Source organism: Pseudomonas sp. Pmew2 (assembly GCF_058129885.1).
This window is the reverse complement of record NZ_CM176702.1, coordinates 859897-881779: the sequence shown is the minus strand read 5'-3', so window position 1 is coordinate 881779 and position 21883 is coordinate 859897. Positions and strand designations below refer to the sequence as shown.

Genomic DNA, 21883 nt, shown 5'->3' with positions numbered 1-21883 from the left:
TTTACTTAGTGCCACAGCCAGATTGATGCCTGATTACATCGTCCTCCAATGATTAACCATTATCGGAGCACTTGTAATGACACAGCTAAATCCCGCGCAACAACCGCTTTCAGAACCGACCGAAGCTGTCGACGCTCACATCGACCTCATGGATCCGGCCGAACGTGCTGACTACGAGACGACACGAAAAGCATTGCTTGCGGTAATGCAGAGCAGCAATGCCCCTATCAGCCTTGAAGACATTCGGATCAAGCCAGATCCAGCGTCCGGATTCGGCGAATACTGCGCTGAGAAAGCGGCTCTGCCTGCACCGCTTCAAGCCGAAAAGCAGGAGTTGCCGTTTCAGATAGACAGCGATGGCCGCGTCAGCCTGGCATTGATGCTGAGCTACAACTACGGGTTGTCGCTTCCACCATCGCCTGACACAACGGCAATCAAAAACCTGCTCAATACGCTGGCAGAACTTCGCGCCAGTCAGGAATTGGGGCTTATTGATCAGTTCGACATCAAGGCCATGCTGACACCGAAAAATCTGCAGGACCTGAAACGAGCCCGCACCGAGTACTTGGGCAACGAAGGTGGCACGCTGCTAAGCAAGCTGGGTGCTGAAATCATTGCCTCCTGTCCACTGGCACATGTTCAGGACTCCCCAGTGGCGGTTATGGCCCGGGTTCTCAGATCCGGACCGGCAAGGGCATTGGGACAAACGCTGCTGGCACAACTTGATCGGCCTGAGGGAGAAACGTCCGCGTCCCTGATGACACTCATGGACCGGATTTTATGGCATGCCATCAGCAGCGATCTTCAGCAACCTGAGGATCGAAAGCCTGGAGAAATTGCCGACTACACATTCTCCAGAACAGAAAACCTGGGGCGTAGCCACGCTGACATCCTGAACGATATGCACAGCCACCTGATCAACACGGGCAAGGCGGCGTCGATCAACGAAGCAATACTCGCACGCTTCATACTGGCACTGGAGAACTGCCCTGAATGGCTGGTCAACGGTGTTCCCGACGATCTGCCATATGGTTGTACTGAAGTGTGGGTCAATTTTCAGCATGGGGTCACCCTTGCGGAAGCCATCGAGTTTGGTTCTTCACGCTGGATGAGCTTTGACGACCTGATCGAACTGCCAGTGATCTTCAACAAAAAGATGGACACCGATGAACAGCAGGCAGCCTATCTCACAACCCGCCTGCCCATCCTTCTGGCATGGGCGCAGGCCAACGGTTATATCCGTATTCAGGGCAACCTGCCTTATTCCGAACAAGAGATAGCACAGGCAGTCAGCGCGTTCGAAGAATCCGAAACCGAATCACTTGAAGCTGTGAATGCACTGGTTCGCACAGCGCCAGAACGCAAGGCGATGGCCATCGTCGCCATGACAGAAGCGCGAAGGACGCCTGCAATTCAACAGATACTTGAGCAGGAAGATTATCCATTCCCGCCCATTGATCTACGCCCCAGGCTGGCGGTGCTACGGAAAAGCCATACGCCTGTCTATCGCGATCATAAAGGCACCCTCTCAGCATCCAATCTGCCCTATAACGCTTACGGCATAAAACACGATTCGTCGTCGTTGCTGGAGGTCTACATGGCCGGTGAAAACATTGATGACTGGAGACTGCCGGGGCGCGACAGCACGGAAGGCCTACTTCCCATAAACCGTGAAATGCAGTTGCTGTACAAGGCGCTGCCAGACATCAATCAACAATTCGAGCATGAGTTTCAGGCTTATCTGGCTGATGCCCGCAAGGCTTACGCGACAATCATTAAAAAGTTGCTGACTCAACTGCCTTTCAAGCATCGCCTGGCCATCGAAAATGGTGCCGTATCACTCTACTCGCTCAGACTACCGACCCAAGACCTGATGGCTGTTGCAGAAAGCGAGAAGCATCGAGAACCACTGCGAGGCCGCGCCGGTTTTATCATTCAGGCTGTCTACGAAGGCAAAACAAGGTTCTACGAAGTTTTCCCGCTGTTGATGATGGTGCGTTATCGCCCTGATCTGAAGGCGCTTATCGAGAATGGTGTACCCGGGATCGAGTTCTGGACGATTACATCCACAATCCCGACGCCGGTGGTTGTCAATAAGGGAAGAACATTGCCGTTTGATCAAAACGCCTACCTGCGCGGCGATGAACCGCGTGATGGCGCGACCGCCACCATGATTGCAGAAATTGTTGGCGAACCATTCGGCCCATCGAACACTGAGACAGCCCTGCATATGCCCATAACCACGTTTTCAAAACGCTGTACCGGCATTGCCAGTATTGTCTGCAGCCAGTTGTTCTACGTTAATGAGGATGACCTTTATGCACAATGCAAAGGCATTACCAAAATAGAAAAGGACAAAAGCGCGCCCGGGGCTATCGAAGAGATAACCAATATCCTGATATCTCTGACGCCCTGGCCCGAATTCAAAAGCCTCCTGTCCGGAGAGAAAAACCGCATGAGGGCAGGAGCACTAGGGCTGACGGTCTACATGATTCCGTACGGTGGCTTCGCCGGAAAGCTGCTTGCAGGTACTGCAAAGGTCGCCACGCGTTTAGGCAGAAATCTGATAGCCCGAGGTGGCAAAGTTCATGTTTCGAAATTGCTCATGAAGACGCGCATTACACTCAGAGGTACCACCTCGATCAATATCAGGCCAGCCCCTGACGTGACGGGAAAAGTATTGACTGGCGTCTCGCAATTCGTCGTGAAGCACGTCACCTGGAAATTTTTGGCGATAAACGTAGGTAAGGGTTACAGTCGCAGACTTCTCGCCAGTATGGGCACGCAGGAGCCTCAAGCTGAAGAGCAAAAGGCTACCTGACCTGAAGAACAGCCGGGCCGCAGGTACAAGCGTACCTGCGGCCCATAGCTATCAGCGAGGCACTACAGGCTTGCGGGCTGGCTTGCCGCCTTTGCCCTTGCCACCCTTGGCTGCATCCATGCGCTCCTTGGCGGCCTGCTTGTTGCGCGCCATTGCGGCGGCCTTGGCCTCTTCGCGTTTGTCCCACGGCTTGCTGCCATCGCTGCCACGCGGTGGCAGGCCAGTATGCTGGGTCTGGATCAGCGTAGTCTTCGCGTTCTTGGCAACCTTGTGGCTGCCAGCTGGCGTCGAGTTCTTGCGGCGCGCACTTTGATAGCTGTCGGTCGCCGGCTGATGCAACGGGATCAGTTGATCCTTGCCCGGCCCGATCAGATCGGCACGGCCCATGCGTTCAAGGGCCTCGCGCAACATCGGCCAGCCTTTCGGGTCGTGATAGCGCAGGAAGGCCTTGTGCAGACGACGCTGCGCTTCACTCTTCACAATCGTGACTGCGTCGCTCTTGTAGGTGACCTTGCGCAACGGGTTCTTGCCGGAGTGGTACATGGCCGTGGCGGTTGCCATAGGCGACGGGTAAAACGCCTGCACCTGATCCGCGCGGAAGCCGTTGCCCTTGAGCCACAGCGCCAGGTTCATCATGTCTTCATCGGTGGTGCCGGGGTGGGCGGCGATGAAGTAAGGAATCAGGTACTGCTCCTTGCCGGCTTCCTTGGTGTACTTCTCGAACATGCGCTTGAACTTGTCATAGCTGCCAATGCCCGGCTTCATCATCTGGTTGAGCGGACCTTCCTCGGTGTGTTCCGGGGCGATCTTCAGGTAACCACCCACGTGGTGCGTTACCAGCTCTTTGACATACTCCGGCGACTCGACCGCAAGGTCGTAGCGCAGGCCAGAGGCGATCAAGATTTTCTTCACGCCCGGCAGGGCGCGGGCGCTGCGATACAGCTGAATCAGCGATGAGTGATCGGTGTTCAGGTTCGGGCAGATGCCGGGGAATACGCAGGACGGCTTACGGCAAGCCGATTCGATCTCCGGGCTTTTGCAGGCGATGCGGTACATGTTCGCGGTCGGCCCGCCCAAGTCGGAAATCACGCCCGTAAAGCCCGGCACCTTGTCGCGAATCTCTTCGATTTCGCGAATGATCGACTCTTCGGAGCGGTTCTGAATGATCCGGCCTTCATGCTCGGTGATCGAGCAGAAGGTGCAGCCGCCGAAGCAGCCACGCATGATGTTCACGGAGAAACGAATCATGTCGTAGGCAGGGATCTTTTCCTTGCCGTACGCAGGATGCGGGACGCGCGCGTAAGGCATGCCAAACACGTAGTCCATTTCTTCAGTGGTCATCGGAATGGGCGGCGGGTTGAACCAGACGTCGACCTCTCCATGCTTCTGCACCAGCGCACGGGCGTTGCCCGGGTTGGTTTCAAGGTGCAAGACGCGGTTGGCATGGGCATACAGCACAGCGTCATTACGGACCTTTTCCACCGATGGCAGGCGGATGACCGTCTTGTCCCGGGTCATGCGCGGGCTGGCAAGAATCTGCACCACCTTGGCTTCGTTAGGGTCCTCGACGTTGCCTTTTTCCTGCTCGATGGCGCAGGCCTGCGTGTCCTGGGTGTTGACGTACGGGTTGATGATCTTGTCGACCTTGCCCGGACGGTCAATACGCGTCGAATCGACTTCGTACCAGCCCTGCGGCGTGTCGCGACGAATGAACGCGGTGCCGCGCACATCGGTGATGTCTTCGATCTTGTGGCCGTAGGACAGGCGCTGAGCGACTTCGACAATCGCACGCTCGGCGTTGCCGTACAGCAGGATGTCGGCGCAGGCATCGATCAGGATCGAGTTGCGAACCTTGTCCTGCCAATAGTCATAGTGGGCAATACGACGCAGGGAAGCTTCGATGCCGCCCAGCACGATAGGCACATGCTTGTAAGCTTCCTTGCAGCGCTGGCTGTAGACCAGACTTGCGCGATCCGGACGCTTGCCGGCCATGCCGCCAGGGGTATAAGCGTCATCGGAGCGAATTTTCTTGTCCGCGGTATAGCGGTTGATCATCGAGTCCATGTTGCCTGCAGCGACACCGAAGAACAGGTTCGGCTCGCCGAGCTTCATGAAATCGTCTTTGGACTGCCAGTTTGGCTGCGCAATGATCCCGACCCGAAAGCCCTGGGACTCAAGCAGACGGCCGATGATCGCCATGCCGAAAGACGGGTGATCGACGTACGCATCACCGGTAACGATGATGATGTCGCAGGAATCCCAGCCAAGCAGATCCATCTCTTCCCGGCTCATGGGCAGGAAAGGTGCTGGTCCGAAACATTCGGCCCAGTACTTGGGATAGTCAAATAACGGCTTGGCTGCTTGCATGTTCAGGACCTACGTTTGCACGTTGGAAAAATCGCGGGCGCGGAATATAGCACATTTTTTGATCAAACCCGACGACAGTGGTCGGATTTGATGGGCCTTACCCCGGGTCAATCGTCGTCGAAGTTGTAACTGCCCGGTGCCAGGTTCTCGAAACGCGTGTATTTGCCGATGAATGCGAGGCGCGTGGTGCCGATCGGCCCGTTACGCTGCTTGCCGATGATGATCTCGGCAATGCCTTTATGCTCGGTTTCCGGGTGATACACCTCGTCCCGGTAGACGAACATGATCACGTCGGCATCCTGCTCGATCGCTCCGGATTCCCGAAGGTCGGAGTTGATCGGACGCTTGTTCGGCCGCTGCTCCAGGGAGCGGTTGAGCTGCGACAGGGCAATGACCGGGCAGTTGAATTCCTTGGCCAGCGCTTTCAGCGAGCGCGAAATCTCGGAAATTTCGTTGGTCCGGTTGTCACCGCTCGAGCCGGGAATCTGCATCAACTGCAGGTAGTCGATCATGATCATGGCGATATCGCCGTGCTCACGTACGATCCGCCGGGTACGCGCACGCATTTCGGACGGGCTGATACCGGCAGTGTCATCGATGAACAGCTTGCGATCATTGAGCAGGTTGACCGCAGACGTCAGCCGCGGCCAGTCATCGTCGTCGAGCTGACCCGCGCGCACCTTGGTCTGGTCGATGCGCCCAAGCGACGACAACATACGCATGATCAGCGACTCACCTGGCATCTCCAGCGAGTAGACCAGAACCACCTTGTCACTGCGCAGCACCGCGTTCTCGACAAGGTTCATGGCAAACGTGGTTTTACCCATCGACGGACGTCCGGCAACGATAATCAGGTCGGCGGGCTGCATTCCGCTGGTCTTTTCGTCGAGGTCGGTATACCCGGTGGACAGGCCGGTGATGGCGTTATCACTGTTGAACAGGGTATCGATACGGTCGATGGCCTTGGTCAGCAGGTCGTTGACGCTGACCGGACCGCCCGTCTTGGGGCGCGCTTCGGCGATCTGGAAGATCTGCCGTTCAGCCTCGTCAAGAATTTCTTCGGCGGTACGGCCTTCCGGGTTGAACGCACTGTCGGCAATTTCGGTGCTGATGCCGATCAATTGCCGCAATGTGGCACGGGCCCGGACAATCTGCGCGTAGGCCTTGATGTTGGCGACAGAAGGCGTGTTTTTCGCCAGCTCACTGAGGTAGCCCAGGCCGCCTACTTGCGAGGTCTGTCCTTCCTTGTCCAGCTGTTCAGCCAGGGTGACCACGTCAATCGGGCTGTTCTGGTCGGCCAAACGGGCGATGGCGCGGAATATCAGGCGGTGGTCATGTCGATAGAAATCACCATCGGAAACTTGATCGAGCACCCGCTCCCAGGCGTTGTTATCCAGCATCAAACCACCGAGCACGGCCTGTTCGGCCTCGATGGAATGTGGCGGCACCTTCAGGGCAGCGGTTTGCAGATCGTATTGTTCGGGGGTGGAAATATCGTTCATGGCCACTTCAATTCGAGGTTTGCAGAATGGGGATGGCACAAAGACAAAGGGCACGACCTGTGAACAGGATCGTGCCCGATGTTAATCCTCTGGCAGCAATGCCGCCAGACGATTACGTATTGCTTAAGCAGCCACTACGACAACGCGTACGGTCGCTTCTACGTCGCTGTGCAGGTGCACGGCTACGTCGTATTCGCCAACGTTGCGGATAGTGCCGTTCGGCAGACGAACTTCGCTTTTTGCAACTTCAACGCCGGAGGCGGTCAGTGCATCAGCGATGTCGTGCGTACCGATCGAACCGAACAGCTTGCCTTCGTCACCAGCGGTGGCAGTGATAGTCACTTCCAGCTCAGCCAGTTGGGCAGCGCGAGTTTCGGCAGATGCTTTCTTGTCTGCAGCCAGTTTTTCCAGCTCTGCACGACGCTCTTCAAACGCAGCCACGTTGGCAGCGGTTGCAGCGGTTGCTTTGCCGTAAGGCAGCAGGTAGTTACGACCGTAGCCGGCCTTAACGTTTACTTTGTCGCCCAGGTTGCCCAGGTTGGCGACTTTTTCCAGAAGGATCAGTTGCATGTGGAAATCCTCTTAACTTTTAACCTTCACCGTTCGCAGGACCATTGCCGGAATCTTTCGAACTCCGGCGACCGCGAAAATCAATCAGGCTGTCGACAATGGCAATTACCACGAGCAACGGATAGATCAGTTGCATAAACACCAGCAGCGTTATGTACATCCCTACCAGCCAGAACCGGGAAAGCCGCTTTTCAGCAACCAGACCGTGGATCAGAGCCAGCCCCGCAAACACCAGCGGTACGCTGCAAAGCGGTGTAAGCATTGCTATCTGCGGACCGAAATTCGGCCCCACCAGCATGCACACCAACAGCGCCAACGCAGACACCAGCGGGAGTTTCACAGCGCGAAATTCACGCCCGAAACCACCAGGGTTGTACAACATCGCTTGCCAGTACCGCCCAAGAATCAGGCACAACACACTGACAATTTGCAGCACAGCCGCTATCAGGCCATTCAGGACGGGTGCAATCAGTGCCCCCAGACGCGCTCGCTCTTCTACGTTCAACTGCTCGTAGAGCCCGGCCAGCATTGTCGGCAGATGCTTTTGCAGCTCCTGCGACATTGCCTCCAGAGGTTCGCGAAAAACCGTGCCCAGAATTACTGCATACACCACACCCAACGCCACGCTGACCAGCAGCACGCGGACCCAGGACTCGCTGGCACGCAAAACCATTGCCAAACTCAGCGAACCGGCCAGCACCATGGCTGTACGAGGTTCGCCGAAATACCACCAGACCAAAGCCGGCAGCAGAGCCCAGGACAGGACATCAACGGCATCACTGAACCCGCGTCGCAGGAGCACAAGGCACCCTGCGGCAGCACTCAACCAGAACAACAGCGGCAATGCCGCACATCCAGCCACTACAAGAGTGGCCTGCATACGGCCGCGCATGATGAATTCAGCCAGGGCACGCATGCTTTCTATCCTTTGTTACGTTTTGTCGACTACCTGGTCTCAGCGGCCGTGGCTGTCGGTGTAGGCCAGCAGGGCCAGGAAGCGGGCACGCTTGATAGCGGTGGCCAGCTGACGCTGATAACGTGCTTTGGTACCAGTGATACGGCTTGGAACGATTTTGCCGGTCTCGGATACGTAGGCTTTCAGAGTGTTGAGATCTTTGTAATCGATCTCTTTGACGTCTTCAGCGGTGAAGCGGCAGAATTTACGACGACGGAAGAAACGTGCCATGTAATTGGCTCCTCAAAAGGTCCGTGGATTACTCGTCAGCGTTATCGCTAACGTCGCTGTTGTCGCCGTCATCGCCATCGGCGCTGTCGGAGTGCTCAGGACGGTCACGACGCTCACGGCGCTCACTGCGGTTCTCTTCAGCCTTGAGCATCTCGGACTGGCCAGTTACGGCTTCGTCGCGACGGATGACCAGGTTACGGATCACAGCATCGTTGTAACGGAAGTTGTCTTCCAGCTCGGCCAGAGCCTTGCCAGTGCACTCAACGTTCAGCATCACGTAGTGAGCCTTGTGAACATTGTTGATTGCGTAAGCCAGTTGACGACGGCCCCAATCTTCCAGACGGTGGATTTTGCCGCCGTCTTCTTCGATCAGCTTGGTGTAACGCTCTACCATGCCGCCGACTTGCTCGCTTTGATCCGGGTGGACCAAAAAGATAATTTCGTAATGACGCATGAATGCTCCTTACGGGTTGTAGCCTGCCGCTCAAAAGCGGTCAGACAAGGAGTGAATGACACTGTTGGTCTTGCTCAGGGACAGGCACATGCGCGCCTGCCGTGACAGCAAGGGGCGCAATTGTAGAGAAGGGTCGAGGGAGGCGCAAGGCAATTGGTGAATTAATGAGCAGATCGCATGGCGCGACCTGCTCACTCTGGCCAGGCGCCGAAATCAGGCCTTTTTGCCGGCAGCCTTGACGCTGCGCTTCAAACAGACACACGCCGGTCGCGACCGACACGTTCAGACTGCTGACACTGCCCGCCATCGGCAGACGCACCAGATAATCGCAGTGCTCGCGGGTCAGGCGACGCATGCCCTTGCCTTCCGCGCCCATGATGATGATGATGGTCGGGCCGGTCAGATCCTGTTGATACAACTCGACCTCGGCCTCGCCTGCCGTACCGACAACCCACAAGCCGCGCTGCTGAAGCTTTTCCAGCGCGCGCGCCAGATTGGTCACAGCCACCAGCGGAATGACTTCGGCCGCACCGCAGGCGACTTTTCGCACAGCTGGCGTCAAGGTCGCAGACTTGTCCTTGGGCACGATCACGGCCAGCGCACCTGCCGCATCGGCGGTACGCAGGCAGGCGCCGAGGTTGTGCGGATCGGTCACGCCATCAAGCACCAGCAGCAACGGCGAACCTTCGCTGCGGTCGAGTAGCTCGTCGAGCATTGCCTCGCCCCAGACCTGACTCGGGCTCACATCGGCAACCACACCCTGATGCACGCCTTCGACCCAGGCATCCATTTCGCGACGCTCCGCCTGACCAATGGTCACGCGATTCTCACCCGCCAGCGCCACCAGCGTCTGTACGCGAGGGTCGTTACGACCCTCGGCCAGCCAGATGTGCTTGACGCGTTTCGGGTGATGACGAAGTAACGCTTCTACGGCGTGAACGCCGTAGATTTTTTCCAGCTGACTCATGACTTGGCCTTGGGTTTACGAGCGCCACCGCTTTTCGCGGTTGGCGCGGAGCCCGATTTTGACGGACCTTTACGGTGTTTACTGGCCGGCTTGCTCGACGAAGGAGCAGAGCCCGACCTGTCAGACTTTCCCGACGACGCCTTGCTACCACCCTTCGCGTCTGCCAGAAGGGCTTTTTTCAGCTCGCGGCTTTTACGCACTTCTGCGTTTTTCGCCGCCGCATCGCTCGGGCGATACGCTTCGGTACTGCTCTCCTTGGCAGAAGCGCTACGGCGACCGGACTTGGCAGGCGCCTTTTCCTTTTCCGTCGTTGTAGTGGCGGCAGGCGGCGCAGTGTCATGACCACAACGCTTGCGACCAGCCGGCGTTGCAGCCGCTGCGGTTTCGGAAATCTCGAAGTCGATCTTGCGCTCATCCAGATCAACACGCATGACACGCACTTCGACGCTGTCGCCCAGACGGAAATTACGTCCGGTACGCTCGCCGGCAAGGCGGTGATGCAGGGGGTCGAAATGGTAGTAATCACCCGGCAGAGCCGTAACGTGAACCAGCCCTTCGACGTAGATGTCAGTCAGCTCGACGAACAGGCCAAAGCCGGTTACCGCCGTAATCACGCCCGGGAATGACTCGCCCACGCGATCTTTCATGTACTCGCACTTGAGCCAGTTGACCACGTCGCGCGTAGCCTCGTCGGCACGGCGCTCGCTCATCGAGCATTGTTCGCCCAACTGATCGAGCAGCGCGTCGTCGTACGGGTAGATACGCGCCTTCGGAATCGTTGCAGCACCGGCACGACGTACGTGTGGAGTATCCTGCTTGGAGCGGATAACGCTGCGAATCGCACGGTGCGTCAGCAGATCCGGATAACGACGGATCGGCGAGGTGAAGTGCGTATACGCTTCATAATTGAGACCGAAGTGGCCGTTGTTGTCCGAGCTGTAAACGGCCTGGCTCAACGAACGCAGCATGACGGTCTGAATCAGGTGGTAATCCGGGCGGTCACGAACGGTTTCAAGCAGCGCCTGATAATCCTTCGGTGTCGGACCTTCCTTGCCTTTGTGCAGCGTCAGACCCAGCTCACCCAGGAATGCACGCAGTTTTTCCAGACGCTCTGGCGGCGGACCATCATGGACGCGGTACAACGCGGGAATTTCGTGCTTCTTCAAGAACTGCGCGGTGGCCACGTTGGCGGCCAGCATGCACTCTTCGATCAGCTTGTGAGCATCGTTGCGAGTGGTCGGACGGATTTCGGCAATCTTGCGCTCGGAACCGAAGATGATCCGGGTTTCCTGAGTTTCGAAATCGATCGCACCGCGCACATGACGCGCACCCAGCAACACCTTGTACATGGCGTAAAGCTGCTTGAGGTGCGGAACCACGTCGCCGTATTCGCCACGAAGGCTTTTGGCTTCAGCTGTTTTCGGCTGTTCCAGGATCGTGCTGACCTTGTTGTAGGTCAGGCGAGCGTGGGAGTGGATGATACCTTCGTAGAATACGTAGTCAGTCATCTCGCCGGTCTTGGAGATGGTCATCTCGCAAACCATGGCCAGACGATCAACGTGCGGGTTCAGCGAGCACAGGCCGTTGGACAATTGCTCAGGCAGCATGGGCACGACGCGCTCGGGGAAGTACACCGAGTTGCCGCGAACCTGGGATTCAGCATCCAGCGCCGAGCCGATTTTCACGTAGCTCGATACGTCGGCAATGGCCACGTAGAGCTTCCAGCCACCGGAGAACAAGCGCAGTTTGCCCGGCTTGGCTTCGCAATAAACCGCGTCGTCGAAATCGCGAGCGTCTTCGCCGTCGATGGTCACAAAAGGCAGGTGGCGCAGGTCTACGCGATTTTCCTTGTCCTTCTCTTCGACTTCCGGCTTGAGCTTCGCTGCTTCCTTGAGTACAGCCTCAGGCCACACGTGCGGAATATCGTAAGTGCGTAGCGCAACATCGATTTCCATGCCCGGCGCCATGTAGTTGCCGACCACTTCGACCACATCACCCTGCGGCTGGAAGCGCGGCGTTGGCCAGTGGGTGATTTTCACCTCGACGAACTGGCCGATCTTCGCATTATTGTTGCGGCCCGGTGTTACCAGCACTTCCTGCTGGATTTTCGGGTTATCGGGTACAACAAAACCAATGCCACTCTCTTCGAAGTAGCGACCAACAATGGTTTCGTGAGCACGCGAGATCACTTCGACAATAACGCCTTCGCGACGACCGCGACGGTCAAGGCCGGAAACACGCGCCAGCGCCCGGTCACCGTCGAACACCAGACGCATCTGCGCCGGGCTCATGAACAGGTCATCGGAACCGTCGTCCGGCACCAGAAAGCCGAAACCGTCACGGTGCCCGGAGATGCGACCCAGAATAAGGTCAAGCTTGTCTACCGGTGCATACGTGCCACGACGGGTATAGATCAACTGGGCGTCACGCTCCATTGCCCGAAGGCGGCGGCGCAGAGCCTCGAATTGATCTTCGGTGGTCAGGCCGAATTCTTCGACCAGTTGCTCGCGACTGGCCGGCGAACCGCGCTCGGCAAGGTGCTGCAAGATCAGCTCACGGCTGGGAATAGGGTTTTCGTATTTTTCCGCTTCACGAGCGGCCTCGGGATCGAGGGACTGCCAATCGGCCATTAGATAGTTTTCACCTTGTATATATAGGGGTTAGTTTGGCATAGACCTCATGAAACGGGAAATTTCACGCTCAAACCACTCGACAAAAAGCCTCCCTGACCACGCTGCAAGACCCGAAACACACCGCTCGCGATTTTTTTCGACTTTTTTTCATCGCCGGGGTTTACAGCCTAAAAAGCGCTCCGTATAGTGCGCGCCATCGGCAGGTTGATGCCTTCCGATACTGCCCAGATGGTGAAATTGGTAGACACGCCAGCTTCAGGTGCTGGTGACCGCAAGGTCGTGGAAGTTCGAGTCTTCTTCTGGGCACCAATTCAGGCAGCAGACTACAACAGTCTCAAGCCTCACAAAAACCCGCGAAAGCGGGTTTTTGCATTTTCAGGTTTTGATTATTAAATCAAAACAGGGGTTTACAGAGCAAAATGATCGCCGTATAGTGCGCCCCATCAACGGCGGAGACGCTGCTGATGCTGCCCAGATGGTGAAATTGGTAGACACGCCAGCTTCAGGTGCTGGTGACCGCAAGGTCGTGGAAGTTCGAGTCTTCTTCTGGGCACCAATTCAAAAAAACCGAGCCAATGGCTCGGTTTTTTGCTTTCCGACTTCAGAAAAGCCCCCCCCTTCCGCAGGCATGGCAGCGCCACATTTGCAGCGCTGCATGATGCTCAAGCCCGAAACTGCCCCAGGCTCGCCTTCAACTGCGCAGCCAGCCCGCTGAGTACCTTGCCGCTAGCAGTCGTCTCGACCACCGCCTCGGCAGCACGCTCGGCCTGAGCATGAATCACCTCGACCCGACCGCGAACGGCCTGCGCGCCTTCAGCCTGATGTACAGCCGCCTTGGTTGCCAGACCGATGGCAGCATGCACTTGCTCGACGGACGCCTGCACGGTCTGCTGGCGTTTGGCGCTGTCACGTAATACTTCCAGCCCTTCCTTGGCCTGTCGGCCAGCGATGCCGATGGCAGCGACCGCCTCTTTCGCGCCGCGCTGCAAGGCGATGATGTGTTCCTGAATATCGCCCGTCGAGCTTTGTGTCTTGCTGGCCAGCGCACGCACCTCGTCAGCCACCACGGCAAAGCCCCTGCCCGTTTCACCCGCGCGTGCGGCTTCAATGGCTGCGTTGAGTGCGAGCAAGTTGGTTTGCTCGGCAATACCGTGGATAACTTCCAGCACGACCTCGATCTGCTGGCTTTGCTGCGCCAGACGCTCTATGACCTGCGCACCGGTTTCAACCTGCCCGGCCAGCGCCTCGATCAAACCGCCGACCTGATTGGACGTGCGGGTGTTTTCATCGGTCGCTTGTTTGATATCGACCACCTGACGCAAGGCCGCCTGCATCGCCTGGCTTTCCGACTGCGCCTCATCAGCCATCTGCTCCAGCGCCTTGAGGCTGGCCGCCACTTCATCACGCTGCAGCTCGGCCGCCGCATCAGCTCCGGCGTTACGCTGGCTCATGACACCGATTTCCTGCCCGGTGCGCTGCGCCACCTCGCCCGCCTCACGAACGATAGGCTGCAACTTGTCGATGAAGCGATTGACCGCCGCCGACATGTCGCCGATCTCGTCATTGCTGTCCAGCTTGACGCGCTTGGTCAGGTCGCCCTCACCCGCAGCCAAATCATTCAGTGCCGCGATCAGCAGGTGCAACTTGCTGACCACACGACGTCCGAGCACTACCGCGAGTAACAGCAGTACGCCCAGGCCGACCAGCGCCAGCCCCATGCCGATCCGCCAGCGCAACGTTTCGGCGGCTTGCTGAACCGCCACACGTGTATTGGTGGTCATTGCAGCACCCGCCGTCTGAGCGGATTGCAAGCGCGTGCGCAAGGCGGTCGAACTGTCTTTGGAGGCACTGGCAAGGCTGTCGGAAACCAGTTGCTCACCACTGGTTATCAGGGTGGCGAAACGCTTGTCCAGCGCAGCGAGATTTTCCTCGACCGTTGCCGTGGACACCCCCATGCGCACCTTGCCGATCTCGACACCGTTAGGGCTGATAGAGGCCTCGACGTAATACACCGACGGGTCGTTTTTCGCGGCATTGAGGATCTTGTCCATCGCCCGCTCGCCTTCACCCTTGGCCAGCAGCGCCTTGACCAGCGGGTTATCGCGGTTCATGTACCGCGTAAGGTGCTCACCTGCGGCGTCGTCATAGACCACAAACAACACGTTGGGATTGCGCTGAGCGCGTCGGGCAAATTCGGAAAGGGTTGGCGTGTCGTTGTCCCACATGGCGCGCGGGGCAACCGCAGCCAGTAGCTCGGCCATGTCAGTGGCGGACTCTCTCAGGTCTTTTTCCAGCGTGGCACGCAGTTGGGCCTGCTCTTCCTTCAGGCGGGTAGAAAGTCCGACGCTCAAGCGCTGACGCGTACTGGCTGAAAGCGAGTCGAGGCTCGACGTCACTTCGCTACTCGCCAGCTCCAGCTCGGAGGAAAGATGTTGCGAATCTACCCCAAGGCGATTGGCAAGGTCAGCCTCAAGCGCCGTGACCGTGCTCCGGGTAAGAGCAACCGCCACGATGACCTGCACCAAAAGGGCAATGCCCAGGGCAATGAAGACCGGGCGCAGCAGACGGCTTTGCAATAGAGATAAGACAGCAGACACAGGAGAATCCCTCCACCCTCAGCGCCATTAAAATGATGGCACTTTTCTGTCATCTTTGTAGCAAGCGCCGTGCCGTGACACAAGTCTCACTTTTGCCGCGATTGAATCCTGCGGACGCTGAAAACAAAAAGGGCCGCAAACGCGGCCCTCTTGATACAGCGCGGCGAAGTATTAGCCGAACGGGTGACGCAGCACGATGGTTTCGTTACGATCAGGACCGGTCGAAATGATATCGATAGGCGCGCCAACCAGCTCTTCGACGCGCTTGATGTAGGCGCGAGCGGCTGCAGGCAACTCTTCCAGGGTCTTGGCACCCAGCGTGGATTCGCTCCAGCCAGGCATTTGCTCGTAGACCGGACGCAGACCCAGGTAGCTGTCGGCGTCAGTAGGTGCGTCGATGACCGCGCCTTCTTCGTTCTCGTAGCCGACGCAGATGTTGATGGTCTCAAGACCGTCAAGCACGTCCAGCTTGGTCAGGCACAGGCCCGAGATGCTGTTGATTTCGATGGCGCGACGCAGGATGACGGCATCGAACCAGCCGCAACGACGAGCGCGACCGGTGGTAGCGCCGAACTCATGACCACGCTTGGCCAGGAAAGCACCGACATCGTCGAACAGCTCGGTCGGGAACGGACCCGAACCCACACGCGTGGTGTAAGCCTTGGTAATGCCCAGAATGTAATCCAGGTACATCGGACCAAAACCCGAACCGGTAGCGATACCGCCAGCAGTGGTGTTGGAGCTGGTGACGTACGGATAAGTACCGTGGTCGATGTCCAGCAACGAACCCTGGGCACCTTCGAACATAATGTCCTTGCCGTCGCGACGCATCTCATGCAGCGCAGCGGTGACGTCGAGCATCAGCGGCTTGAGCAGATCGGCGTATTCCATGCACTCGTCGAGTGTCTTCTGGAAGTCGATGGCAGGCTCTTTGTAGTAATTGACCAGCACGAAGTTGTGGTAGTCGAGCAGCTCGCCCAGCTTGGCCGCGAAGCGTTCGCGATGGAACAGGTCGCCAATGCGCAGACCGCGACGCGCAACCTTGTCTTCGTAAGCCGGGCCGATACCACGACCGGTGGTGCCGATCTTGAATTCGCCGCGGGCTTTTTCACGCGCCTGGTCCAGTGCAACATGGTACGACAGGATCAGCGGGCAGGACGGGCTGATGCGCAGACGCTCACGCACTGGAATGCCTTTCTCTTCCAGCTTGATGATTTCGCGCAGGAGCGCGTCTGGAGCAACCACTACACCGTTACCGATCAGGCACTGCACGCCTTCGCGCAGTACACCGGACGGAATCAGGTGCAATACGGTTTTCTCACCGTCGATCACCAGTGTGTGACCAGCGTTGTGGCCACCCTGATAGCGAACTACGGCGGTAGCATGTTCGGTCAGCAGATCAACGATCTTGCCTTTGCCCTCATCACCCCATTGAGTGCCCAGGACTACGACATTCTTACCCATAACACTTGTCCTCATTCACGCAAACTTGGTGCCGGCGGCGGCCGGCAGGAATACTCAAGAAGCCAGCGGCATTACCTGCCAGTGCTCGCCATGCTGAATCAATTGCCGGTCACAGTCGGCTTCACGCGCGGCGCTCGCCTGCTGCCCAGGCAATGCCTGAACCACACGCTGACCTTCACTGCGCAACTGGCAAACCTGCTGCCAGAGTGCCGCATCCGTACTGTCCGGCACCCAGATGCCACCAGACGGTAAGACGATTTCTGCCTGCCCCAGGGTAACCAGGGTTTTCAGGTCGGTAGAAAAGCCGGTCGCCGGACGGGCGCGGCCGAAGTCGGCGCCGATGTCATCGTAACGACCGCCCTGCGCGATCGACTGGCCCACGCCAGGCACGAACACCGCAAAAACCACACCGGTGTGGTAGTGATAGCCACGCAGCTCGCCGAGATCGAAGTACAGCGGCAACTGCGGGAAACGCGCAGCCAGACGCTCGGCGATCGCCAGCAGATCATTCAGCGCAGCCAATACCGGCGCAGGTGCGCCAGCCAGACGGTCGCGCGCCGCATCCAGCACCTCACGACCACCACACAGATCAACCAGCGCGCGCAGCATTGAAGCCAGCTCTTGCGGCAGATCGGCGGTCAGGGCAACCACTTCATCAATAGCCTTGCGCTGCAGTGCATCGAACAACTGCTGCTCGACTTCTCCCGACAGGCCAGCGGCACGCGCCAGACCACGGTAGATGCCGACATGCCCAAGGTCCATGTGCACGTCCGGCACATCGGCCAGTTGCAACATGGCCAGCATCAGGCTGATGACTTCAACGTCACTGCTCGGGCTGGCATCGCCGTACAGCTCGGCGCCCAGTTGAATGGGGCTGCGCGAGGAGGACAGTGCGCGCGGCTGGGCGTGCAGAACGCTGCCCGCATAGCACAGACGGCTCGGACCTTCACGCTTGAGGGTGTGAGCATCGATGCGTGCAACCTGCGGCGTGATGTCGGCGCGAAAGCCCATCTGCCGGCCCGATTGCGGGTCGATAACCTTGAAGGTGCGCAGGTCCAGATCCGAACCCGCGCCAGTCAGCAGGGATTCGAGATACTCGATATGCGGGGTGACGACGAACTCATAGCCCCAGCTCTGAAACAGATCCAACACCTGACGGCGCGCTACTTCAATGCGCGCCGCTTCCGGTGGCAGTACTTCTTCGATGCCATCTGGTAGCAGCCAGCGGTCGACCGTTGCCATTACGCCATTCCCCTGTGATCCAGGCGGCCAGCCTACAGGCCAGCCTTGAGTGAAGCAGAAAGTGGTGCGCTGTATGACGGGCACGACAAATGCCCGAGACAGGTCTTGCAGACCACTTTCCTCGAAAAATCTTGCCGCGTTCTGATTCAGATACGGCCAATCAATCGTGCAGACGCAAAAAAGCCGGGAATTTCCCGGCTGCCGCATGATACACACGTTTCACCGTACGTTCACCCCACCGGGCGGTTTTGCCGCCCGGCGGGTGATTAATTACGGCTTGGCTTTTTCCAGATAGCGAAAGAATTCGCTGTTCGGATCAAGCACCATCACGTCGCTCTTGTTCGCAAAGCTTTCACGGTAGGCACGCAGGCTACGATAAAACGCGTAGAACTCCTGATCCTGACCATACGCCTTGGAGTAGATCGCGGCAGCCTGGGCATCACCATCACCACGCGCTTCTTCCGACTCGCGATAGGCTTCTGCCAGCAACACACGACGCTGACGATCGGCGTCGGCACGAATGCCTTCAGCCAGCTCGTTACCCTTGGCACGATGCTCGCGGGCTTCACGCTCACGCTCGGTGCTCATACGCTCGAAAACGCTGCGATTCACTTCCTTCGGCAGATCGATGGCCTTGACCCGGACATCGACAACTTCGATACCCAGCTCTTTCTCGGCCATGCGGTTCAGCGAACCGGTGATATCAGCCATCAGCGCATCACGCTCACCCGACACGACTTCGTGCAGGGTGCGCTTGCCGAACTGGTCACGCAGGCCGGATTCCAGACGACGCGAAAGACGCTCGTCGGCGATCTGCTTGAGGCCGGAAGTCGCGGTGTAGAAACGCTCCGCGTCCTTCACACGCCACTTGGCGTAGGCATCGACCATGACCGCTTTCTTTTCCAGCGTCAGGAAACGCTGGGTCGGTGCATCGAGGGTCAGCAAACGACCGTCGAACTTGCGCACCTGGTTCACATAAGGAACCTTCACATGCAGACCTGGCTGAACGTCCGCCTGGACCACACGACCGAATTGCAGCAGAACCGCGCGCTCGGTCTGGGACACTATGTAGAAGCTGTTCCAGGCGATGACTGCCAGTACCACGCCGACAATAAGGGTGATCAGTGATTTGTTACTCATCAGCGAGTCTCCCTGGTACGTACTTCACCACGCTGCTGAGCCTCATTCGCCCGGGCAGCGGCGGCAGCAGCGGCAGCATCATTAGCCGACTGCGATGGCGTACCTGAATTGGAGCCATTGCCGTTACTGCTGCGGCTGCTCTCGATCATCTTGTCGAGCGGCAGATAAAGCAGATTGTTCTGCCCCTTGTCGCCGGTCACGAGAACCTTGCTGGTATTGCTGAAGACTTCCTGCATGGTGTCCAGATACAGACGCTGGCGGGTAACTTCAGGAGCCTTGCGGTACTCGGCAACCAGTTTGGTAAAGCGATCCGCCTCACCCTTGGCGCGGGAAACGACTTCATCGCGGTAGCCGTTGGCATCTTCAAGGATGCGCTGAGCCTGACCACGGGCTTCCGGAATCACGCCATTGGCATAGCTTTCAGCCTGGTTACGCGCACGCTGCTCGTCTTCACGGGCGCGGATCACGTCATCGAAGGCTTCCTGAACTTCACGCGGTGCCGCGGCGCTCTGTACGTTGACCTGAGTGACGGTGATGCCGGTACGGTAGGTATCGAGGAAGCGTTGCAGACGCTCCTTGATTTCGCTGGCCATCAGTTCACGACCTTCAGTCAGCACCTGATCCATTGCCGTGGAACCCACGACATGGCGCAGCGCACTTTCAGTGGCGTGCTGCAGGCTGATCTCAGGCTGGTCGACGTTCAGGACGAAGTCTTGCAGGTTGCTGATCTTGTATTGCACGGTCAGTGGCACTTCGACGATGTTCTCGTCTTCGGTGAGCATCTGGCCCTGCTTGCTGTAGGCTCGCTCGCGAGTCACGTTTTCCATGTACTTGCGATCGAACGGCGGGAAGTAGATGTTGAGACCCGGCCCTACGGTTTCGTGGTATTGACCGAAACGCAGCACGACAGCCTGCTCCTGCTCGTCAACAACATAGATAGCGCTGTAGAGCCAGAAAGCGACGAGCACGACCAGGCCGATACCGAGCAAGCCAAAGCCACCGCCCTTGCCTGAACCGCCACCACTGCCGCCGCCATCGCTGCCGCGTTTGTTACCGCCGCCGAACAACCCCTTCAGGCTTTCCTGCAGCTTACGGAAGGCCTCGTCGAGATCAGGTGGTCCCTTGCGGTCGCCGCCACGGCGTTTGCCACCCCAGGGATCTTGATTATTCGAGTTGCCACCCGGCTCATTCCAAGCCATAGCGCTCTCCATCTGATAAAGCAAAGACGCGCCCGCGGCGCGCCGACCAATGCTACAGAATGCTCGCGAAAGCCGTACAACGGCTTTCTCGTGCTTTTATTGCAAAGTGTGTTGCTCGATGAACTCCAGCGGCTGCAATCCTTCGCGACTCACCAGTCGATTGAGTTCAACGCGCGGCAGTCGTACGGCCAACACGCTGGCACCTTCCTCGTCATGCGTTTCGCTCTGCACCGCACCCAATTCGAAAAACTGGGCGCGCAGCCGGGCAAGACTCTGAGGCAAAAGCAGCGTGCCTACAAACAGGTCGTCGCCGAGCAGTTCGGCGATAGCCTGCTTGAGCAGATCAAGCCCTCGACCATCACGGGCAGACACCCAGACACGCTGCGGCTTGCCATCGGCATCCCGCTGTATCTGAGGCTCCACGCCTTCAAGCAGATCGAGTTTGTTATAGACCTCAAGGATCGGCAAGCCCTCGGCACCGATCTCACCGAGCACAGCCATGACCTGTTCGATCTGCGACATGCGGTCAGGCTCGTGGGAGTCGATCACATGCAGCAGTAAATCGGAGTTGCTCGACTCTTCAAGCGTCGCTCGAAACGCTTCTACCAGTTTGTGCGGCAGATGGCGAATGAAGCCTACGGTATCGGCCAGCACGATAGGCCCCAGGTCATCGAGCTGCAGACGACGCAAGGTCGGATCGAGCGTGGCGAACAGCTGGTCCGCCGCAAACACATCCGAATCGGTCACCGAGTTGAAAAGGGTCGATTTGCCGGCGTTGGTATAGCCCACCAGTGAAACCGAAGGGATGTCGGCGCGGCGGCGTCCACGACGTGCCTGATCGCGCTGGCTGCGAACCTTCTCCAGCCGCCCTTTGATCTGCCGCAGGCGAACCCGCAGAAGACGTCGGTCGGTTTCGAGCTGGGTTTCCCCAGGACCGCGCAGGCCGATACCACCTTTCTGACGCTCAAGGTGAGTCCAGCCACGGACCAGACGCGTACTCATATGCTCAAGCTGGGCCAGTTCGACCTGAAGCTTGCCTTCGTGGGTACGTGCGCGCTGCGCAAAAATATCGAGGATCAACCCCGTACGATCAAGCACGCGACACTCGAAAACGCGTTCGAGGTTACGTTCCTGACTGGGCGTGAGGGTGTGATTGAAGATAACGAGATCAGCCTGTTCGGCCTTGACCTGGTCGCGAAGCTCCTCGACCTTGCCAGAGCCAATCAGGTATTTGGCCGATGGCCGATGACGCGGCACGTTGATAAACGCAACGGTATCGGCACCGGCCGATATGGCCAGCTCCTGAAACTCCTGCGGATCTTCGCGCGCCTCAGGGTCCTGACCATCCAGATGAACGAGAATTGCACGTTCACCACCACTGTGGCGCTCAAAGAACAAGGCAGACTCCTATCAGGCGTTACCTGGCTCGGCGTCTGCGCCGTCAGCGTCGGTAGCGCTGGGAAGGCGAATCGGGCGAACCGGTACGACGGTGGAAATGGCGTGTTTGTAGACCATCTGGCTGACAGTATTCTTCAGCAAAATGACGAACTGGTCGAAAGACTCGATCGTGCCCTGCAGCTTGATACCGTTGACCAGGTAGATCGATACCCCGACCTTCTCTTTTCGCAAGGTATTCAAGTAAGGGTCTTGTAGCGAATGCCCTTTTGACATGTGCCGCACTCCTTTAAGGATCAATAAATAATAAATCGAATTCGATTGGCTTACCGGCCACCCCCCAAGG

Annotated in this window: 15 protein-coding genes, 2 tRNA genes and 1 pseudogene; 3 read left to right on the top strand and 15 right to left on the bottom strand. The window is 58.0% G+C overall.

Features of this window, described 5'->3' with window-relative positions; translation table 11 throughout:
- Positions 1–76: 76 nt before the first annotated feature.
- Positions 77–2821, top strand: a complete 2745-nt coding sequence (locus tag AC4ANK_RS03935) for a hypothetical protein (RefSeq protein WP_002551834.1) — start codon at positions 77–79, stop codon at positions 2819–2821.
- A gap of 51 nt (positions 2822–2872) precedes the next feature.
- Here the strand turns inward: AC4ANK_RS03935 and AC4ANK_RS03930 are convergent, their stop codons facing one another.
- The 8 genes and pseudogenes from AC4ANK_RS03930 to rnr all read right to left on the bottom strand — a co-directional run bounded on the left by AC4ANK_RS03930 (position 2873) and on the right by rnr (position 12497).
- Entirely contained in the window at positions 2873–5188 is a 2316-nt protein-coding gene (locus AC4ANK_RS03930; protein ID WP_002551833.1) for a YgiQ family radical SAM protein, read from the bottom strand.
- A 107-nt stretch (positions 5189–5295) separates the two neighbouring features.
- A complete protein-coding gene (gene dnaB, locus AC4ANK_RS03925) occupies positions 5296–6690 on the bottom strand; it encodes a replicative DNA helicase (protein WP_002551832.1) in 1395 nt (464 codons plus the stop codon).
- A gap of 123 nt (positions 6691–6813) precedes the next feature.
- Positions 6814–7260 carry a 50S ribosomal protein L9 gene (rplI, locus tag AC4ANK_RS03920; protein ID WP_002551831.1) on the bottom strand — a complete coding sequence of 149 codons (447 nt, stop codon included), beginning with the start codon at positions 7258–7260 and terminating at the stop codon, positions 6814–6816.
- A gap of 19 nt (positions 7261–7279) precedes the next feature.
- Complete coding sequence (locus AC4ANK_RS03915; RefSeq protein WP_002551830.1) at positions 7280–8176, bottom strand: YybS family protein; 897 nt, start codon at positions 8174–8176, stop codon at positions 7280–7282.
- A gap of 39 nt (positions 8177–8215) precedes the next feature.
- Positions 8216–8446 carry a 30S ribosomal protein S18 gene (gene rpsR, locus AC4ANK_RS03910; RefSeq protein WP_002551829.1) on the bottom strand — a complete coding sequence of 77 codons (231 nt, stop codon included), beginning with the start codon at positions 8444–8446 and terminating at the stop codon, positions 8216–8218.
- Between the two features lie 28 nt (positions 8447–8474).
- Positions 8475–8900 (bottom strand): 30S ribosomal protein S6, encoded by a 426-nt coding sequence (gene rpsF / locus AC4ANK_RS03905; protein ID WP_002551828.1) that lies wholly within the window; start codon positions 8898–8900, stop codon positions 8475–8477.
- A gap of 235 nt (positions 8901–9135) precedes the next feature.
- Positions 9136–9867, bottom strand: a pseudogene (rlmB, locus tag AC4ANK_RS03900) (23S rRNA (guanosine(2251)-2'-O)-methyltransferase RlmB); the annotation flags it as partial.
- A complete protein-coding gene (gene rnr / locus AC4ANK_RS03895; protein WP_460384238.1) occupies positions 9864–12497 on the bottom strand; it encodes a ribonuclease R in 2634 nt (877 codons plus the stop codon). The pseudogene rlmB and the gene rnr, both read right to left, overlap by 4 nt.
- Positions 12498–12722: 225 nt before the next feature.
- Between rnr and AC4ANK_RS03890 the strand changes: the two genes are divergently transcribed.
- Both AC4ANK_RS03890 and AC4ANK_RS03885 read left to right on the top strand, forming a co-directional pair.
- A tRNA-Leu gene (locus AC4ANK_RS03890) sits at positions 12723–12809 on the top strand.
- Positions 12810–12969: 160 nt separating this feature from the next.
- A tRNA-Leu gene (locus AC4ANK_RS03885) sits at positions 12970–13056 on the top strand.
- 106 nt (positions 13057–13162) lie between these two features.
- Here AC4ANK_RS03885 and AC4ANK_RS03880 read toward each other — a convergent pair.
- The 7 genes from AC4ANK_RS03880 to hfq all read right to left on the bottom strand — a co-directional run bounded on the left by AC4ANK_RS03880 (position 13163) and on the right by hfq (position 21813).
- A complete protein-coding gene (locus tag AC4ANK_RS03880) occupies positions 13163–15097 on the bottom strand; it encodes a methyl-accepting chemotaxis protein (RefSeq protein WP_002551825.1) in 1935 nt (644 codons plus the stop codon).
- Positions 15098–15268: 171 nt separating this feature from the next.
- Complete coding sequence (locus AC4ANK_RS03875) at positions 15269–16561, bottom strand: adenylosuccinate synthase (protein ID WP_002551824.1); 1293 nt, start codon at positions 16559–16561, stop codon at positions 15269–15271.
- 54 nt (positions 16562–16615) lie between these two features.
- On the bottom strand, positions 16616–17803 hold the full coding sequence (locus AC4ANK_RS03870; protein ID WP_002551823.1) for an ATP phosphoribosyltransferase regulatory subunit: 1188 nt from the start codon (positions 17801–17803) through the stop codon (positions 16616–16618).
- A 270-nt stretch (positions 17804–18073) separates the two neighbouring features.
- Positions 18074–18943, bottom strand: coding sequence for a protease modulator HflC (gene hflC / locus AC4ANK_RS03865; RefSeq protein ID WP_002551822.1), 870 nt, complete (start codon positions 18941–18943; stop codon positions 18074–18076).
- Entirely contained in the window at positions 18943–20142 is a 1200-nt protein-coding gene (gene hflK / locus AC4ANK_RS03860) for an FtsH protease activity modulator HflK (protein WP_002551821.1), read from the bottom strand. Before hflK ends, hflC begins: the two co-directional genes overlap by 1 nt.
- Positions 20143–20238: 96 nt before the next feature.
- Complete coding sequence (gene hflX / locus AC4ANK_RS03855; protein WP_002551820.1) at positions 20239–21540, bottom strand: ribosome rescue GTPase HflX; 1302 nt, start codon at positions 21538–21540, stop codon at positions 20239–20241.
- Positions 21541–21552: 12 nt separating this feature from the next.
- The gene (gene hfq / locus AC4ANK_RS03850; RefSeq protein ID WP_002551819.1) at positions 21553–21813 is read right to left on the bottom strand and encodes an RNA chaperone Hfq; all 261 of its coding nucleotides are present in this window, start codon (positions 21811–21813) and stop codon (positions 21553–21555) included.
- Positions 21814–21883: the final 70 nt, after the last annotated feature.

Bases quoted from the DNA above. Each gene is read 5' to 3' on its own strand.
- rnr (WP_460384238.1), bottom strand. From the start codon at position 12,497: ATGGCCGATTGGCAGTCCCTCGATCCCGAGGCCGCTCGTGAAGCGGAA.
- rplI (WP_002551831.1), bottom strand. From the start codon at position 7,260: ATGCAACTGATCCTTCTGGAAAAAGTCGCCAACCTGGGCAACCTGGGC.
- hflC (WP_002551822.1), bottom strand. From the start codon at position 18,943: ATGAGTAACAAATCACTGATCACCCTTATTGTCGGCGTGGTACTGGCA.
- AC4ANK_RS03930 (WP_002551833.1), bottom strand. From the start codon at position 5,188: ATGCAAGCAGCCAAGCCGTTATTTGACTATCCCAAGTACTGGGCCGAA.
- hfq (WP_002551819.1), bottom strand. From the start codon at position 21,813: ATGTCAAAAGGGCATTCGCTACAAGACCCTTACTTGAATACCTTGCGA.
- rpsR (WP_002551829.1), bottom strand. From the start codon at position 8,446: ATGGCACGTTTCTTCCGTCGTCGTAAATTCTGCCGCTTCACCGCTGAA.
- AC4ANK_RS03875 (WP_002551824.1), bottom strand. From the start codon at position 16,561: ATGGGTAAGAATGTCGTAGTCCTGGGCACTCAATGGGGTGATGAGGGC.
- AC4ANK_RS03915 (WP_002551830.1), bottom strand. From the start codon at position 8,176: ATGCGTGCCCTGGCTGAATTCATCATGCGCGGCCGTATGCAGGCCACT.
- hflK (WP_002551821.1), bottom strand. From the start codon at position 20,142: ATGGCTTGGAATGAGCCGGGTGGCAACTCGAATAATCAAGATCCCTGG.
- dnaB (WP_002551832.1), bottom strand. From the start codon at position 6,690: ATGAACGATATTTCCACCCCCGAACAATACGATCTGCAAACCGCTGCC.
- AC4ANK_RS03935 (WP_002551834.1), top strand. From the start codon at position 77: ATGACACAGCTAAATCCCGCGCAACAACCGCTTTCAGAACCGACCGAA.
- AC4ANK_RS03870 (WP_002551823.1), bottom strand. From the start codon at position 17,803: ATGGCAACGGTCGACCGCTGGCTGCTACCAGATGGCATCGAAGAAGTA.
- rpsF (WP_002551828.1), bottom strand. From the start codon at position 8,900: ATGCGTCATTACGAAATTATCTTTTTGGTCCACCCGGATCAAAGCGAG.